This window comes from Qipengyuania sp. HL-TH1, assembly GCF_036365825.1.
GTDB classification, from domain to species: domain Bacteria; phylum Pseudomonadota; class Alphaproteobacteria; order Sphingomonadales; family Sphingomonadaceae; genus Qipengyuania; species Qipengyuania profunda.
In genome coordinates this window covers 2,590,425-2,605,479 of sequence record NZ_CP142675.1, presented here as the reverse complement: position 1 = coordinate 2,605,479, position 15,055 = coordinate 2,590,425, and the positions used below count along the sequence as shown (strand labels likewise).

At 66.3% G+C, this 15,055-nt stretch carries 12 protein-coding genes; 4 read left to right on the top strand and 8 right to left on the bottom strand.

Features of this window, described 5'->3' with window-relative positions; genetic code table 11:
- Nucleotides 1–16 precede the first annotated feature (16 nt).
- Nucleotides 17–2,350 carry an FtsK/SpoIIIE family DNA translocase gene (locus tag VWN43_RS13340; protein WP_253521496.1) on the bottom strand — a complete coding sequence of 778 codons (2,334 nt, stop codon included), beginning with the start codon at nucleotides 2,348–2,350 and terminating at the stop codon, nucleotides 17–19.
- 56 nt (nucleotides 2,351–2,406) lie between these two features.
- Nucleotides 2,407–2,934, bottom strand: a complete 528-nt coding sequence (locus VWN43_RS13335; protein ID WP_320181422.1) for a thiamine phosphate synthase — start codon at nucleotides 2,932–2,934, stop codon at nucleotides 2,407–2,409.
- 22 nt (nucleotides 2,935–2,956) lie between these two features.
- Between VWN43_RS13335 and VWN43_RS13330 the strand changes: the two genes are divergently transcribed.
- Complete coding sequence (locus VWN43_RS13330; RefSeq protein WP_320181423.1) at nucleotides 2,957–3,628, top strand: YggS family pyridoxal phosphate-dependent enzyme; 672 nt, start codon at nucleotides 2,957–2,959, stop codon at nucleotides 3,626–3,628.
- Between the two features lie 27 nt (nucleotides 3,629–3,655).
- On the opposite strand, the gene VWN43_RS13325 is transcribed toward VWN43_RS13330, so the two are convergent.
- Both VWN43_RS13325 and VWN43_RS13320 read right to left on the bottom strand, forming a co-directional pair.
- A complete protein-coding gene (locus VWN43_RS13325) occupies nucleotides 3,656–6,415 on the bottom strand; it encodes a [protein-PII] uridylyltransferase (RefSeq protein WP_253521503.1) in 2,760 nt (919 codons plus the stop codon).
- Nucleotides 6,412–8,106: a class I adenylate-forming enzyme family protein gene (locus tag VWN43_RS13320; RefSeq protein WP_320181424.1), complete on the bottom strand. Its 1,695-nt coding sequence runs from the start codon at nucleotides 8,104–8,106 to the stop codon at nucleotides 6,412–6,414. Before VWN43_RS13320 ends, VWN43_RS13325 begins: the two co-directional genes overlap by 4 nt.
- Nucleotides 8,107–8,271: 165 nt before the next feature.
- On the opposite strand from VWN43_RS13320, the gene lgt reads away from it, so the two are divergent.
- Genes lgt through VWN43_RS13305 form a run of 3 tightly spaced genes read left to right on the top strand, consistent with a single transcriptional unit; the run spans nucleotide 8,272 to nucleotide 10,642 of the window.
- On the top strand, nucleotides 8,272–9,147 hold the full coding sequence (gene lgt / locus VWN43_RS13315) for a prolipoprotein diacylglyceryl transferase (RefSeq protein ID WP_320181425.1): 876 nt from the start codon (nucleotides 8,272–8,274) through the stop codon (nucleotides 9,145–9,147).
- Nucleotides 9,144–10,232: a class I SAM-dependent methyltransferase gene (locus VWN43_RS13310; protein ID WP_320181426.1), complete on the top strand. Its 1,089-nt coding sequence runs from the start codon at nucleotides 9,144–9,146 to the stop codon at nucleotides 10,230–10,232. The genes lgt and VWN43_RS13310 overlap by 4 nt, the downstream gene beginning before the upstream one ends.
- Nucleotides 10,229–10,642, top strand: coding sequence for a DUF2147 domain-containing protein (locus VWN43_RS13305; protein WP_050601660.1), 414 nt, complete (start codon nucleotides 10,229–10,231; stop codon nucleotides 10,640–10,642). Before VWN43_RS13310 ends, VWN43_RS13305 begins: the two co-directional genes overlap by 4 nt.
- Before the next feature lie 2 nt (nucleotides 10,643–10,644).
- On the opposite strand, the gene VWN43_RS13300 is transcribed toward VWN43_RS13305, so the two are convergent.
- Genes VWN43_RS13300 through VWN43_RS13285 form a run of 4 tightly spaced genes read right to left on the bottom strand, consistent with a single transcriptional unit; the run spans nucleotide 10,645 to nucleotide 14,996 of the window.
- Nucleotides 10,645–12,180 (bottom strand): ABC transporter permease/substrate-binding protein, encoded by a 1,536-nt coding sequence (locus tag VWN43_RS13300; RefSeq protein ID WP_320181427.1) that lies wholly within the window; start codon nucleotides 12,178–12,180, stop codon nucleotides 10,645–10,647.
- A complete protein-coding gene (locus tag VWN43_RS13295) occupies nucleotides 12,177–12,944 on the bottom strand; it encodes an ATP-binding cassette domain-containing protein (RefSeq protein WP_320181428.1) in 768 nt (255 codons plus the stop codon). Before VWN43_RS13295 ends, VWN43_RS13300 begins: the two co-directional genes overlap by 4 nt.
- Nucleotides 12,941–13,414, bottom strand: coding sequence for a hypothetical protein (locus VWN43_RS13290; RefSeq protein WP_320181429.1), 474 nt, complete (start codon nucleotides 13,412–13,414; stop codon nucleotides 12,941–12,943). Before VWN43_RS13290 ends, VWN43_RS13295 begins: the two co-directional genes overlap by 4 nt.
- 49 nt (nucleotides 13,415–13,463) lie before the next feature.
- A complete protein-coding gene (locus VWN43_RS13285) occupies nucleotides 13,464–14,996 on the bottom strand; it encodes a sensor histidine kinase (protein ID WP_330767544.1) in 1,533 nt (510 codons plus the stop codon).
- Between the last annotated feature and the right edge of the window lie 59 nt (nucleotides 14,997–15,055).

Here is a 15,055-nt window from a genome sequence, read left to right as displayed (position 1 = left end):
TTCGTCCGTATGGCGGTCAGAGCGGGTTGCCGTCCTGATCGCGGAAAATCTCGCGCCGCCCGACATGGTTGGCGGGCCCCACCAGCCCTTCGCTCTCCATGCGTTCGATCCACTTGGCGGCAGTGTTGTAGCCCACGCCCATCTGGCGCTGCAGCCACGAACCCGATGCCTTTTGGTTCTCGATCACGATCTGGCAGGCCTGGCGATACTTGCGCTCTTCGGGATTGTCCGACGCGGTAAATTCGTCCTCGAAGTTGAAGCCGCCATCCTCCGGCTCCTCGGTCACGGCATCGACGTAATCGGGCTTGCCCTGCGCGCGCCAGTGGGTCGCGACGCGTTCGACTTCCTCGTCGCTGACGAAGGGACCATGAACGCGGATCATCGCGCCGGTGTTGGGCTTGTAGAGCATGTCGCCTTTGCCCAGCAGCTGCTCGGCACCCTGCTCACCCAGGATCGTGCGGCTGTCGATGCGGCTGGTCACCTTGAAGCTGATGCGCGTCGGCAGGTTCGCCTTGATGACGCCGGTGATGACATCGACCGACGGGCGCTGCGTCGCCATGATCAGATGGATGCCGGCGGCGCGGCTCTTCTGCGACAGCCGCTGGATCAGCACTTCGATTTCCTTGCCCACGGTGACCATCAGATCGGCCAGTTCGTCGACGATCAGCACGATCAGCGGCAGCGGTTCGTAATCGAGCTGCTCTTCCTCGTAGAGCTCCTCGCCGGTTTCGGGGTCGAAGCCGGTCTGTACGCGCCGGCCGAGCGGCTTGCCCTTCTCGATCGCCTTGCCGACCTTTTCGTTGAAACCGGCGATATTGCGCGAATTGACCGACGACATCATCCGGTAGCGCCGCTCCATCTCCTCGACCGCCCATTTGAGTGCGCGCACCGATTTGTGCGGCTCGGTCACCACCGGGCTGAGCAGGTGGGGGATGTCGTCATAGCTCTTCAGCTCGAGCACTTTGGGGTCGATCAGGATCAACCGGCATTCGTCGGGCGTGAAGCGATAGAGCAGCGACAGCAGGATCGCGTTCAATCCGACCGACTTGCCCGAACCGGTGGTGCCCGCGACCAGCAGATGCGGCATCGCGGCCAGATCGGCGACGATCGGTTCGCCTGCGATATCCTTGCCGAGGATCATCGGCAGACTGCCCTGGTGGTCGACGAAGGCTGCCGAATTGGCGAGCTGCTTGTAGCTGACCATCTGGCGGTCGGCATTGGGCAATTCGATGCCGATGACCGTCTTGCCGGGGATCGGCGACACGCGCGCGCTGATCGCCGACATGTTGCGCGCGATATCCTCGGCCAGCCCGACCACGCGGCTGGCCTTGATGCCCGGCGCGGGTTCGAGCTCGTACATGGTGACCACCGGCCCCGCGCGCACCGCGGTGATCTCGCCCTTGACGTTGAAATCGTCGAGCACGTTTTCGAGCAGCCGCGCATTGCGTTCGAGCGCCATCTTGTCGAGCTTGGGCGCGGTATGATCGGGGGCGTCGTCGAGCAGGTCGTGGCTCGGCAGCTGGTAATTGGCGAACATGTCGCGCTGCTTGGCCTTGGCCGGCCTTGGCTGAACCGGGGTCGGCGCAGGATCGGCGATTTCGGGTGCGCGCCGCGGCTCGTTCATCGGCACCGGCTCAGCCTCGTCATCCTCGGACGATTTGGCCGCGCGCTTCTGCTTCTTCGGCGCGAGCGGCAGGTCGAGCTCGGGCAGCTGCGCCTTGCGTTTCACGAAGTCGGGCAGGGTGAGGAATTGCGCCCAGTCGATCGCGAAGACGCGGGTGACCAGCGCGATGCCGCCGCCCAGCGCGATCAGGGCGAGGACCAGCACGATCCAGCCGGAGAATGCGCCGCCGAAGCGCTCCGCCACCGCCTCGATCCCCAGCCCGCCGAGCTGGCCGAACAACCCGCCGACACCTGCCGGCAGGCTGCCGGTGGCGGGATCGAAAACCAGTGCCAGCACCGTGTCGAGCAGCGCGATCGCGGCGAGCAGCATGGCGACAGGGCGCCACCAGCGGCCGGGCGTTTCCTCCTCGTCCTCGCGCTCGACCCCGGTCCACAGCCGCCGCGCGGAGATATAGAACAGCGGCAGCAGCAGCACTGCGGGCAGGCCGAGGAAATTGAGCGCGCGTTCGCTCGCCCAGGCCCCGCTGGCGCCCATCCAGTTGCGGATGTCCGCCCCGCTGGCCGCGGTCGAGGGGCTGGGATCGGTCTGGGTGTAACTCGCCAGCGCCAGCGTCAGGAAAACGAGCAGCGCGAACAGCACTCCGGCGCCCGCCATATGCGTGGCACGGCGGAAGGAGCGGCGAAACGCCGCGCGCCAATCGGGTGCTGCGCCTGCGCGCGAAGCCATGTGGGGTCCCCTGATCCGTTGAGAGCGCGCAGTATGAATCCTCGGGGACTCCGCCGTCAAGCGGCCTTCGTCGAACCGAGTCCGTCGATCGCGCCCCAGCGTGGCCAGTCGAGTTCGCGCGCGCGCTCGTGGGTCATGCCGCCGAGCGCGATGACGGGGACGGGAGATCTGTCTGCCAATGCGTGAAACCCGGCAATGCCCAGCGTGGCGGCGCCGGGGTGCGAGGCGGTCGGGAAGACCGGCGAGAGGAAGATGCCGTCGGCCTGCGCCGCCACGGCGGCCTGCATTTCCCGCTCGTCATGCGCGTTGGCGAGCCGCAGACCTTTGCCGAGCCTGTCGGGCGTGCCGTAGTGCCCATCGGCGCCCCACTCCTGCGTATCCGCGAGCACGACCACATGCCCGTATGCCCGCGCCACGGCGGCGAGGGTGTCGAAGCGCGCGCGCCGTGCGACGGGGCCCAGGTGGTAGTGGCGAAAGACGAAGCCGGAACCTTGCGGGAGCGCTGCGAGCACGTCTTCCAGCCGCGCGTCGTTGCGGGCATCGCTTAGCAACCAGATCAGCGGGAGGGACTGTTTATCGCGCATATTGTCGCTATAGCGCGGCGCGATGGAAAAGGCAGAGACCCCGCTTCAACACGTCCAGGCCACTATCGCGCAGGCCTGCCAGATCGCCCGCCGCGAGCCGGGCGAGGTGACGCTGATTGCCGTCAGCAAGATGCATCCGGCCGCAGCGATCGAACCGCTGCTGCGTGAAGGCCAGCGTCATTTTGGCGAGAACCGCGTGCAGGAAGCGCAGGGCAAGTGGCCCGCGCTGCGCGAGGCGCATCCCGCGGTCCAGTTGCACCTCATCGGCCAGTTGCAGTCGAACAAGGCCGACGATGCCGTCGCGCTGTTCGACGTCATCCACTCGCTCGACCGGCCCAGTCTCGTCAAGGCGCTGGGCAAGGCGATGGACAAGGCGGACAAGCGCGTGCCCTGCTTCGTGCAGGTCGATCTGGGCGAAGAACAGCAAAAGGGCGGCTGCCCGGTGGCCGAGTTGCCCGCACTGCTCGATCAGGCGCGCTCGGCCGATATCCCGATCGCGGGGCTGATGTGCCTGCCGCCCGCCGATATCGAGCCCGCGCCGTTCTTCGCCTTCCTCGACAAGCTCGCGCGCGACCACGGCCTTGAAGGCCGCAGCATGGGCATGAGCGGAGACTACGAGACCGCGATCAAGCTGGGCGCGACGCATGTGCGTGTGGGCACCGCGCTGTTCGGCGCGCGTCCCCCGCAGGACTGACGGGCCAGCCGGGTACGGCCTGCCCCATCACGCGTTCTCGAGGCGGTCCTGCGTGGCATCGCTGGCGGCTTCCATCAGCCGCGCTTCGATACGGTTCATCCGCTCGCCCGGTTCAAGCTTTCCGCCCGTGAGGTCGGTCACGTAGAAGGTGTCCGCCGCGCGTTCGCCATAATTGGTGATATGCGCCGAATGCACCACCAGCCGGCTTTCGAATAACGCGCGCGCCAGGCGGTTGAGCAGCGCCGAGCGGTCGCGCGCATTGACTTCGATGACGGTGAACTTGTTCGACGCCTTGTTGTCGAACAGGACGCGCGGGGCGACGTCGAAGGCGCGCGCGCGGCTGTGCGGCAGCGGTCGCTGCGCGAGACGCGGGGCAAGATCGACCCGGTGCGCCAGCGCATCGGCAATGCTTTTCTTCAGGCGGTCGAGCTGGCCCGCTTCGGCGAAGGGTTCGCCATGCGGGTCCTGGACGAGGAAATTGTCCAGCGCCCAGCCCATGCGCGTGGTGTGGATGCGCGCATCGATGATGTTTCCGCCAGCGAGGTGGATGCCGCCCGCAATGCGATAGAACAGACCCGGATGGTCGGCGGCGATCACCGTGACCAGCGTGGCCCCGCGCGCCTCGTAATATTCGCAATGGATCGACAGTTCGTGCTCCGCCGCGCGCGCCGCGGCATAATGCACCAGGTTGAGCGCGATGATATCGGTCGGCTCGGCGATCCAATAGGCATCGCCCACGGTCTCGGCGAGATCCTCGACCAGCCCGGACCGTTCACCCAGCAAATCGACCACTTCGGCCTGTTTGTGCGCGACTTTCTGGTCGCGGCCATGACGCATATGCCCCAGCCGCAGGCGTTCGCTGGAGACGTCGTAAAGCTCGCCCAGCAATTGCCCCTTCCAGCTGTTCCACGTGCCGGGACCGACCGCGCGGATATCGACCGCGGTGAGGATGGCGAGATGGCGCAGCCGCTCGTGGCTCTGCACATGCCCGACGAAATCCTCGATCGTCTTGGGATCGGTCAGGTCGCGTTTTTGCGCGGTGTGGCTCATCAGCAAATGGTTGCGCACCAGCCACGCGACCATCTCGGTTTCGCTTTCGGTCAGGCCGAAGCGCGGGCACAGGTCCTCGGCTACTTCGGCGCCGAGCACCGAATGGTCGCCCCCGCGGCCCTTGGCGATATCGTGCAGCAGTGCGGCGACATAGGCGGTGCGGCGCGATCCCACCTTGTGGATCAGCCGCGTCGCGCGCGGATGGTCGCCCGCCAGTTCGCCCTTCTCGATCTGGTTGAGCAGGCCGATCGCGCGGATGGTGTGCTCGTCCACCGTATAATGGTGGTACATGTCGAACTGCATCTGTGCGTTGACCTTGCCGAAATCGGGCACGAATTTCCCGAAGACGTTGGCCTCGTTCATCCAGCGCAAGACCATTTCGGGATCGTTACGGCCGCACAGCAGGTCGAGGAACAGCGCATTGGCGCGGGCATCCTCGCGAATCTTGTGGTCGATCAGCCCGCTGTCGCGATTGGCCTGGCGCATGGTTTCGGGGTGGATTTCGAGCTCTTCGGCCTCGGCCAGCTGGAAAATTTCGATCAGCCGCACCGGATCCTGTTTGAACCATTCGTCCGTCGGGGCAGCGATCTTTCCGCCATAGACCCGGTATCCCTTGAGGATACGCGCCTTCTGCTTCCACCCGGCGAAGAACCCGCGCCGCGCGGTTTTGGCCTCGAACTGCTCGTCGATATGCGCGAGGAAAATGCCGGTCAGCGAGCCGACCCGCTTGGCCTGCAGGAAATAGAATTGCATGAAACGTTCGACCGAGCTCTTGCCCGGCCGTTCGGCGAAATTCATCCGTTCGGCAATGCGGCGCTGGAGGTCGAAGGTCAGCCGGTCCTCGGCGCGCCCGGTCAGCACATGCATGTGGCTGCGCACTGCGAGCAGGAAGTTTTCCGCGCGGCGGAAGCTGCGGTATTCGGCCGGGGTAAACAGGCCGACATCGACCAGTTCGGCGGCGGCGCGGACGCGGTGGATGAACTTGCCGATCCAGTAGAGCGTATGCAGGTCGCGCAGGCCCCCCTTGCCGTCCTTCACATTGGGTTCGACGACATAGCGGCTGTCGCCCATGCGCTTGTGGCGCGCATTGCGCTCGGCCAGTTTCTCGGTGACGAAGGCGCGTTCGTTGCCGCGCACGACTTCGGTCGTGAAGCGGCGCGAGCCCTCGTCGTAAAGCTCCTGGTCGCCCCAGACATAGCGCCCTTCGAGCAATGCGGTGCGGATGGTCAGGTCGTTCTTCGACAGACGCATCGCCTCGTCGAGCGTGCGCGTCGAATGGCCGACCTTCAGCCCGAGATCCCACATCAGGTAGAGCATCGCCTCGACCACCTGCTCGCACCAGGCGGTTTTCTTGCCGCCAACGAGGAAAGCGATGTCGACATCCGAATGCGGCGACATCTCCGCGCGGCCATAGCCGCCCACCGCCATCACCGCGAGCCGTTCGGCCTGCGAGCGATTGGCGCTGGAATAGAGATGGGTCGTCGCGTGATCGTGGATCACCCGGATCAGCTGGTCGATCAGGAAGGCGAAGCCGCCCGCATTCTCATGCCCCGCCGAAGGCTTTTCCTCGAGCCGCCGCTCAAGCTCGGCGCGGCCCTGGTCGAGGGCGGCCTTGAGCAGCGCCACCACATGCGGGCGGGCCTTGTCGCCGTGCTCCCCGACCAGCGCCTCGATCCCGGAGGCGAGCTGCCGCCGGTCGATGATGGCACGCTGGCGGGGGACACGGGTCACGCTCAAGCGGCCAGGTGCTCCTTGGCGTAGGTCGCCTTGACGGTGCGCTTGTCGACCTTCTGCGTGCCGAGGCGGGGAAGCTGTTCCTCGCTCTGCCACATGACCGAGGGGACCTTGAAGGCGGCGATATGTTCGCGCAGGAACTCCTGCAGTTCCTCGACCGACAGGCTCTGCCCCGGATGCGGGTAATAGACCGCCGCCGGAATTTCGCCGAAGCGTTCGTCGGGCAGGCCGAAGACCGAGCATTCGGCAACCTTGGGATGCGCGTAGATCGCTTCTTCGACCTCGATGCAGCTGATGTTCTCGCCGCCGCGGATGATGATGTCCTTCTTGCGGTCGACGATGAACAGGTAATTGTCCTCGTCGAGATAGCCGAGATCGCCGGTGCGGAAATAGGCATCGTCCGAATAGGCCGCCTTGGTCGCGTCCTCGTTCTTCCAATAGCCGAGGAAGTTGCACACCGAGCGGATCGAAACCTCGCCGATCTTGCCCTGCTCAAGCGGCTTGCCGTCATCGTCGAGAATGGCCATGTCGACCAGCGGCCGCGAGGGCATGCCGGTGCTGTTGGGCTTGGCGAGATAGTTCTCGTTCAAATTGCCCGCGCCGACACCATTGGTTTCGGTCAGGCCATAGCCCAGCGCGGGGAAGCCGTCCTTGAACGCATCCTTGATCTTCTTGACGTGTTCGATCGGGCGGGCCGCGCCGCCACCGGCAAAGGTCTTGCACTGCGACAGATCGTATTTCTCGCGCTCGGGATGGACCGCGATCTCATAGCTCATCAGCGGAACGCCGACGAAATAGGTGATCTGTTCCTTCTCGAGCAGTTCGAGCGCATTGGTCGCATCCCACTTGGGCATCAGCACCAGCTTGCGCCCCATGGCGAAGCTTTGCAGCATGAGCGGCACCTCGCCGGTCACATGGAACAGCGGCACCGCCACCAGCGCGCTCGGCTGGACGGTCGGCGCGGCGTCGTTCTCGGTCAGCAGCTGGAGCATCATCGCCGTCTGGCAGACGTAGTTCATCGTGCCCGACACGACGCCGAGATGATCCGAGTAGGCGCCCTTGGGGTGGCCAGTCGATCCGGAGGTATAGAGGATGGTGGCAAGATCGTCGGGACCGAGCTGGCCGAGCATGGCTATCGCGGTATTCCCAGCCGCCCAGATGGGGGCGAGTCCTTCGGACGGAACGCCGTGGCCGAACACGACGACCTTGGCACCGTGTTTGACCCCATCGAGCCGCTCGGCGCGCTGTGCATCGGCGAGCACCAGCTTGCACTCGCACAAATCGATTCCGTAGGCCAGTTCCTCGCCGGTCCACCAGCCGTTGAGCAGCGTGGCGCAGCCGCCCGCCATCAGGATGCCCATATAGGCGATGATCCAGTTGGCCGAATTGCGCGCGGCAATGCCGACCCGGTCGCCCTTGGCGATCCCGTGCTCGGTCGCGAGGCTGTGCGCGACATGCGAGGCCGCGCCCCACACTTCGCCGAAGGTCAGCCGCATTTCGCCATCGACGATGAACAGCTCGTCCTTCTTCTCGTTGCAGAAATGCGCGAAATAATGCGCCACGCTGGGCGGCGCATTCTTGAACGCGGGCATGGTGACGCCGCGGCGGGTGACTTCGGTCAGCTCGAACATCTGGCCGGGTTCGGTCACTGCCCTGGTGATCCGGTCGATATCCTTGTCGAGTTGTGTCGGCATGGGTTGTTTCGTGTCCTCTCCAAATCGGCACGCGGCCTCGTGCTCGAGGCTCGCGCATGAACTGCGGCTCGACGCAGGCTTTCCCCAAATCCCCTGCTATGCCAAAAGCCGCCCCCGATGGGTCGCCGGACGCGGCCTTGGGCACACCTCTAAGGGGATAACCACTTGCTGTCACTACTGGCTGCATCGGGCGCGGCAGAGCCGATCTACTGGGAGAATCTGGGGCTACGGCCCTATCTCTTCGAGATCGGCGGATTCCAGCTGCGCTTCTACTCGCTCGCCTACCTGCTGGGCATCCTGCTGGGCTATTGGCACCTGTCGAAGATGATCAAGGCCCCCGGCGCGCCGATGGCGCAGCGCCATGCGGACGATCTGTTCTTCTATTGCACACTCGGGGTCATCCTCGGCGGGCGACTCGGCTATGCGGCCTTCTACAAGCCCGAGCTGTTCGCCAGCGCCGATGTGTTCAAGCTGTGGGAAGGCGGGATGAGCTTCCACGGCGGGGTCATCGGCGTATTGATCGCGATCACCTGGGTCGCCTGGCGCGGCGGTCTCAACTGGCTGCGCATCACCGATTACATCGCGGTCAATGTCCCGCTCGCCTATATGCTCGGGCGGCTGGCGAATTTCGTCAATGGCGAGCTTTACGGACGCCCGGTCGAAGGCGGCTTCCCGCTGGCGATGATCTTCCCGACCGATCCGGACCAGCTGCCGCGCCATCCCAGCCAGCTCTACCAGGCCGGGTTCGAAGGCCTGCTGCTCGGGTTGCTGCTGCTGGCCATGTTCTGGAAGACGCCAGCGCGCTATCGCCCGGGCTTTCTCGTCGGCATCTTCACCATCGGCATGGGGCTGGGCCGGTTCCTGATGGAGTTTTTCCGCGAACCCGATGCGCATCTGGCGCATGTAGTGGTCGAAACCGGCCTGTCGCGCGGCCAATGGCTGAGTCTGCCGATGATCGGCGTCGGGCTGGCAGTGCTCGTTTATGCATTGCTGCGCCCCGCAATCGGTAGCGCCAAGGCATCCGCACCGCAGCAGGCATGAGCGAAGCCGGCGCGCCCGAGCCCGCGCTGGCGGCGGTCTTCCGCCGCCTGATCGCCCAGCACGGGCCAATGCCCGTGGCGCGCTATATGGGCGAGAGCAATGCGCGCTATTACACCAGCCGCGACCCGCTCGGCGCGGCGGGCGATTTCACCACCGCGCCCGAGATCAGCCAGATGTTCGGCGAAATGGCGGGGCTGTGGCTGGCGGATATCTGGGCGCGGGCGGGACGTCCGGCGGATGCGATCTATGTCGAGCTCGGCCCGGGACGCGGGACGCTGGCGAAGGATGCGCTGCGCGCAATGGCCAGCCAGGGACTGCGCCCCGACGTGCACCTCGTCGAAGGGTCCGAAGCGCTGCGCGCGGTGCAGGGTACCGCGCTCGCCGGCGCGCAGTTCCACGATTCGCTCGACAGCCTGCCCGACGATCGCCCGATCCTGCTGCTCGCCAATGAATTTCTCGACGCGCTGCCGGTCCGCCAGCTGGTGATGACCGCACAGGGGTGGCGCGAGCGCATGGTGGGACTGGAGGAGGATCGCTTCGCTTTCGTCGCCGGGCCCAGCCCGATGGACGAGGTCGTGCCCGAAGCGCAGCGCGCCGCGGCTGCCGAAACCGTGATCGAAACCTGCCCCGCCGCCGCCGCGCTGGTCCAATCGCTCGCGCAGCGGCTCGATGTGCAGGGCGGCGCGGCGCTGTTCATCGATTATGGCCATGTGGCCCCGCGCCGTGGCTCGACGCTGCAGGCGGTACTGGCGCATGAGAAGGTCGATGTGTTCGCCGCGCCCGGCGAGATGGATATCACCGCGCATGTCGATTTCGCGACGCTCGACACGATCGCGCGGCGCGAAGGCGTGGCGAGCTCGCTAACCACGCAGGGCGCCTGGCTCTCCGCGATGGGAATCGGCCTGCGCGCGCAGGGATTGGCGACCGCCGCGCCCGAGCGTTCGCAAGAGATCCAGGCCGCGCACGATCGGCTGGTTCAGCCGCAGGCCATGGGCGAATTGTTCAAATGCATGGCCCTGTCCGCCCGCGACTGGCCGCGCGGGGCGGGCTTTCCCGAAGGCCAGCGGAGGACGCCCCCGTCATGAAACACCTGCTTGCTGTTGCCGCGCTTGTGCTGGCCGCCACGCCGCTGGCCGCCGCCGAACCGATCGAAGGCCGCTGGGTGACCGCGGAAAAGGACGCCATCGTGCAGATAAGCGATTGCGGACGCAGTATCTGCGGGCGGATCGCCAAATTCCTCGTCACCCCGCCGCAGGGCGCCGACCAGCGCGACGTCAACAACCGCGATGCCGCCAAGCGCAGCCGCAAGCTGCTCGGCATGGCGATCCTCACCGGCTTCACCGAAGACGAGGATTCGTGGCGCGGCGAGATCTACGATCCGAACAACGGCAAGACCTATCGTTCGATAGTGCGCCGCCGCGGTCCCGACCGGCTCGAGGTCAAGGGCTGCATCGGCCCCTTCTGCCAGACGCAGGTCTGGCAGCGCGCACGCTAGCCTTACCCGCCGATCCGTTCGGCGAGGCGGCGCGCGGCCTCCCCGAACGACAGCTTGTCTTCGTCGCGATCGACCGAATAATTGGCTTCGCGCATCGCTTCCACGTTGATCGCACCAACCAGTGGTTCCAGCGCGGCGACAAGTGCGTCGTCGGCCCCGGTTGCGGGGGCGAGGAGGATGATCGCGTCGTAATTGGGGAAGGCATCTTCCGGGTCGTCGAGGATCACGAGGTCATCCGCCGCGATCCGCCCGTCGGAGGTGTAGGCACCGATCACGTCGGCCTCGCCCGAGGTGAGCGCATTGTACATGAAGGTGGGCGAGAAATTGCGCCGTGCGGCGAAGCGCAGGCCATAGGCCTCGCGCACCGCGATCCATTCGGGCCGTTCGAAGAATTCGGGATCGCCGCCGATGGTCATGCCCTGCGCGCGTCCCGCAAGATCGCCGATACTGGCAAAGCCGCCCGCCTCGGCCGCTGCGCGCGGCATGGCGAGGCCGTAGGCGTTTTCGAAACCCAGGCGGCCCAGCACATGCGTACCGCTGGTGCGGGTTTCCCACGCGGCAATCTCGGCAAGCATGGTTTCGCGGTCGGGATTGTCGCTGCGTTCCATCTGGTTGGTCCAGATGGTGCCGGTGTAATCGACCAGCACGTCGATCGCGCCGGTCGATACCGCCTGGTGCGCAACCGCCGAACCCAGGCCGTCACGGTATTCGACCGAGAAGCCCTCCGCCTGGAGCCGTTGCCCGATCAGGCGGGCGAGGATGTATTGCTCGGAAAAGCCCTTGGCCCCGATGACGATGCGGTCGCCCCCCCGGTCGCCGAACTGGACGGTAAGCGCGCCAAGAATGCCCAGCAGGACCGCCGCCAGCCCGCCGAACGTAAGCATCCGGCGGCGTGCGGCGAGCCCTTTCTCGATCAGGCCCAGCAGCGCATCGGCGACCAGCGCCAGCCCGGCGCTGGCAATGCACCCCGCCAGCACCAGCACCCAGTTCTGCGTCTGCAGTCCGGCGAAGATCGGATCGCCCAGGCTCGGCTGTCCGATGGTGGTGGCGAGTGTGGCGGCACCGATGGTCCACACCGATGCGGTACGGATGCCGGCCATGATGTAAGGCGCGGTGAGCGGCGCTTCGACCAGCCGCAGGCGCTGCCAGAAATTCATGCCGACGCCGTGCGCGGCCTCGATCACGCCCGGGTCGAGATTGACCTGCGCGGTCACCGCATTGCGCAGGATCGGCAGCAGCGCATACAGCGCCAGCGCCAGCAATGCAGGCAGGAAGCCCAGCGTGGGCAGGCCTTCGCCGAACACGGCGCGCAGCGACAGCAATATGGGGAAGAACAGCGCGAGCAGCGCCAGCGCGGGGATCGTCTGCACCAGGCTGGCAAAGCCCAGCGTGGCGCGCGCCACGCCCGGCGAGCGGCTGGCCCAGATCGCCAGCGGCAGGGCCACGGCGATTCCCAGCCCAATCGCGGCAGCGGAAAGCAGCACATGCGCGGCAAGCTTGTCGCCCAGCCCGAGCAGTGTGGTCCAGATTTCGCTCATCTTGCCAGCTCCGCCAGCCGGTCGGCCTGCGCGCGCGGGACTGCGACAAGGCCCTGGGCGATCTCGCCGCCGGCCCCGGCGAGCAGCGAATGCGGGGTTTCATCGGCCACGACCGTCCCCGCATCCATCACCAGCACGCGGTCCGCGAGCAGCAGGGCTTCGGCCATGTCATGCGTCACCATCACGGTGGTCAGGCCGAATTCGGCATGCAGCGCGCGGACCCGGTCGCCCAGCGCGTCGCGCGTAATCGGGTCGAGCGCGCCGAAGGGTTCGTCCATCAGCAGCAGCTGCGGCTCGTTCGCCAGCGCGCGCGCCACGCCGACCCGCTGGCGTTGCCCGCCCGACAATTCGTCGGGCAGCCGGGCGGCCATGTCGGGCTCGAGATCGACCAGTTCGAGCAATTCGCCGATCCGCTCTGCGGAAAGCCGCTCCCCGACGAGGCGCGGGCCGATCGCAACATTTTCGCCCACGGTCATATGCGGGAACAGCCCGACCGACTGGAAGACATAGCCGATCTTGTGGCGCAGCGCGGCCAGCGGCAGGCTTTCGACATTGTCGTCTTCGAACCGCACCTGGCCCGATGTTGGCTCGACCAGCCGGTTGACGGTCTTGAGCAGCGTCGATTTGCCCGAGCCCGAGGCGCCGACCAGCGCGACGAATTCGCCCTGCGGGATCGTGAGCGAAACGCCGGCAACCGCTTCGGTCGCCTCGTAGCTCTTCCTGAGGTCGCGGAATTCGAGCAGCGGGACGGGCGTATCGGTCACGCGGGTGCGTCGTCCGCGTTTGCGTCTACGCCCGCGTCCGAACCAGCATCTGCGGGAGGCCGGTAATCGACGCGTTCGAGCTCGATCGAGACCCCGTCGTCATTCGTCGCTTTCATCTTCCCGCCGGACATCCGGCCGGGCTCCCAGCACCGCTCGATCCCGCTGTCGGGCGCAGGCATGAAACACAGGCGCTTGTCGCGCTCGACCACGCTGTAGGTCCAGCTGCCGGTCTGCCACGGATCGCCGTTGCGCAGGTCGCGATAGGTCCCGTCGGCATCGAGATAGGTGGTGTAGCGCGCTCCGTCTGCGGCCACCGCGCGCCAGGCGGTGGCAACGAAGACTTCGGGGGCCGGCTCGCCCGATGGCGATACGACCTGCTGCGGCGTAAGCGCGGAGCTGTCGCCTTCGTCACTGGCGGGGGTGCAGGCGGGGAGCGCCATTCCCAGCGCAAGGATTGTCAGACTTCGCATGGCGGGCGGGAAAGCACAGCCACGCCAAGCGTGCAAGGCGGGCGGGGGATCAGGTTTCGATCGAACTGCGCGGAAAGACGATCCGGATATCGAGCCCGTCGTCCGAAAACGTGCGCTCGAATGAACCGCCCAGCTGGCCTTCGACCGCCATCCGCAGGAGGCGCGAGCCGAAACCCTCATGCGCGCTGTCTTCGGGTGCGCTGGCGCTGCGCACGCTTTCTTCCCACAATACGCAGACCTTGCTGTCGTCCTCGCCCTCGCATTCATCCTCGACGGTGACGGTCACATGCCCGTCGACACGCGACAGCGCGCCATATTTGGCCGAATTGGTCGCCAGCTCGTGGAAAATGAGCGCCAGTGGGGTCGCGGCACGCGCACCGACCACGATCCCCGGACCCGTCACGCTGAAGCGCTTGTCTTCCGCAGTGCCGTAAGGGGCCAGCAAGTCGGCGAGCAGGCCCGACAGCGTACCGCCCTGGTGCCCGTGACCGGGCCGCACGTAATCATGCGCTGCGCCCAGCGCGCGGATGGTGTCGTTCAGCTCGGTGGCAAACTCGGCGATTTCGGGCTTCCCGCGCGACCGGATCGCGACCAGCCCCGACACCACCGCGAAGATGTTCTTGATCCGGTGCGACAGCTCGTTGGCAAGCAGGTCACGCGCTTCGGACAGGCGCCGCTGGCGATCGACATCGATGACCGTGCCGAACCAGCGGTTCTGGCCCCCGCCAACCGGCGTCTGGACCGCGCGGGCGAGCATCCAGCGATAATTGCCATCGGACAGCTTCAACCGCCATTCGAATTCGAAGGGCTTGCCGCTATCGAGCGAGGCACGGAACGCGCCCGAGGCAGTGTCCCAGTCTTCCGGGTGAATCGTCGCGCGCCAGTCCGCCAGCGTCCTGGGCTGCGCCCGGCCGGTCATTTCGTCCCATTGTGCGTTGACGTAATCGAAATTGCCCGCGGCATCGGCGGACCAGGCGATCCCCGGGACGCTGTCGATCATCCGCTGGAGGTAGCTTTCGCGGACTGCGACCGCGGCCTGCGCGGTCTCGCCCATGCGCCGCTGCGAGATGCGGCGCATGACCGCCTTGCCCAGCACACCCAGGGTTTCGCGCTGGAGCGCGGTCAGCCCGTCCGGGCGCGGCACGGTATCGATGACACAGAGCGCACCCAGCGGAGCGCCTTCGACAGACACCAGCGGATGGCCGGCATAGAAGCGGATGTGCGGTTCACCCGTCACCAACGGGTTGTCGGCGAAGCGTTCGTCCTCGCGTGCATCGGTGACCACCATCGGCTCGGTGCCGAGCATGGCATGCGCACAGAAACTGGTTGGGCGCGGCGTTTCGCGAGCGTCGATCCCGACCCGGGTCAGGAACAGCTGGCGCCCCTCCTCGACCATGGTGACCATCGCCATCGGTGTGCCGCAGATCTTGGCGGCGAGATCGACGACTTCCTGCAGTTCGGGATCGTCGAGCATGGCTTGGGTGCCGTGCGCGGTCAGGATCGCGAGACGCCGGTCCTCGTCGCAATAGGCATCCGAGGGGGGCTCTCCCTCGGGCCACAGGATGTTGTCTTTACGGTACATAGGCAGACCCAAGCGCCTAGATGCAAGCGACTATCGCGTAAAGTATTTACCAGTGACAG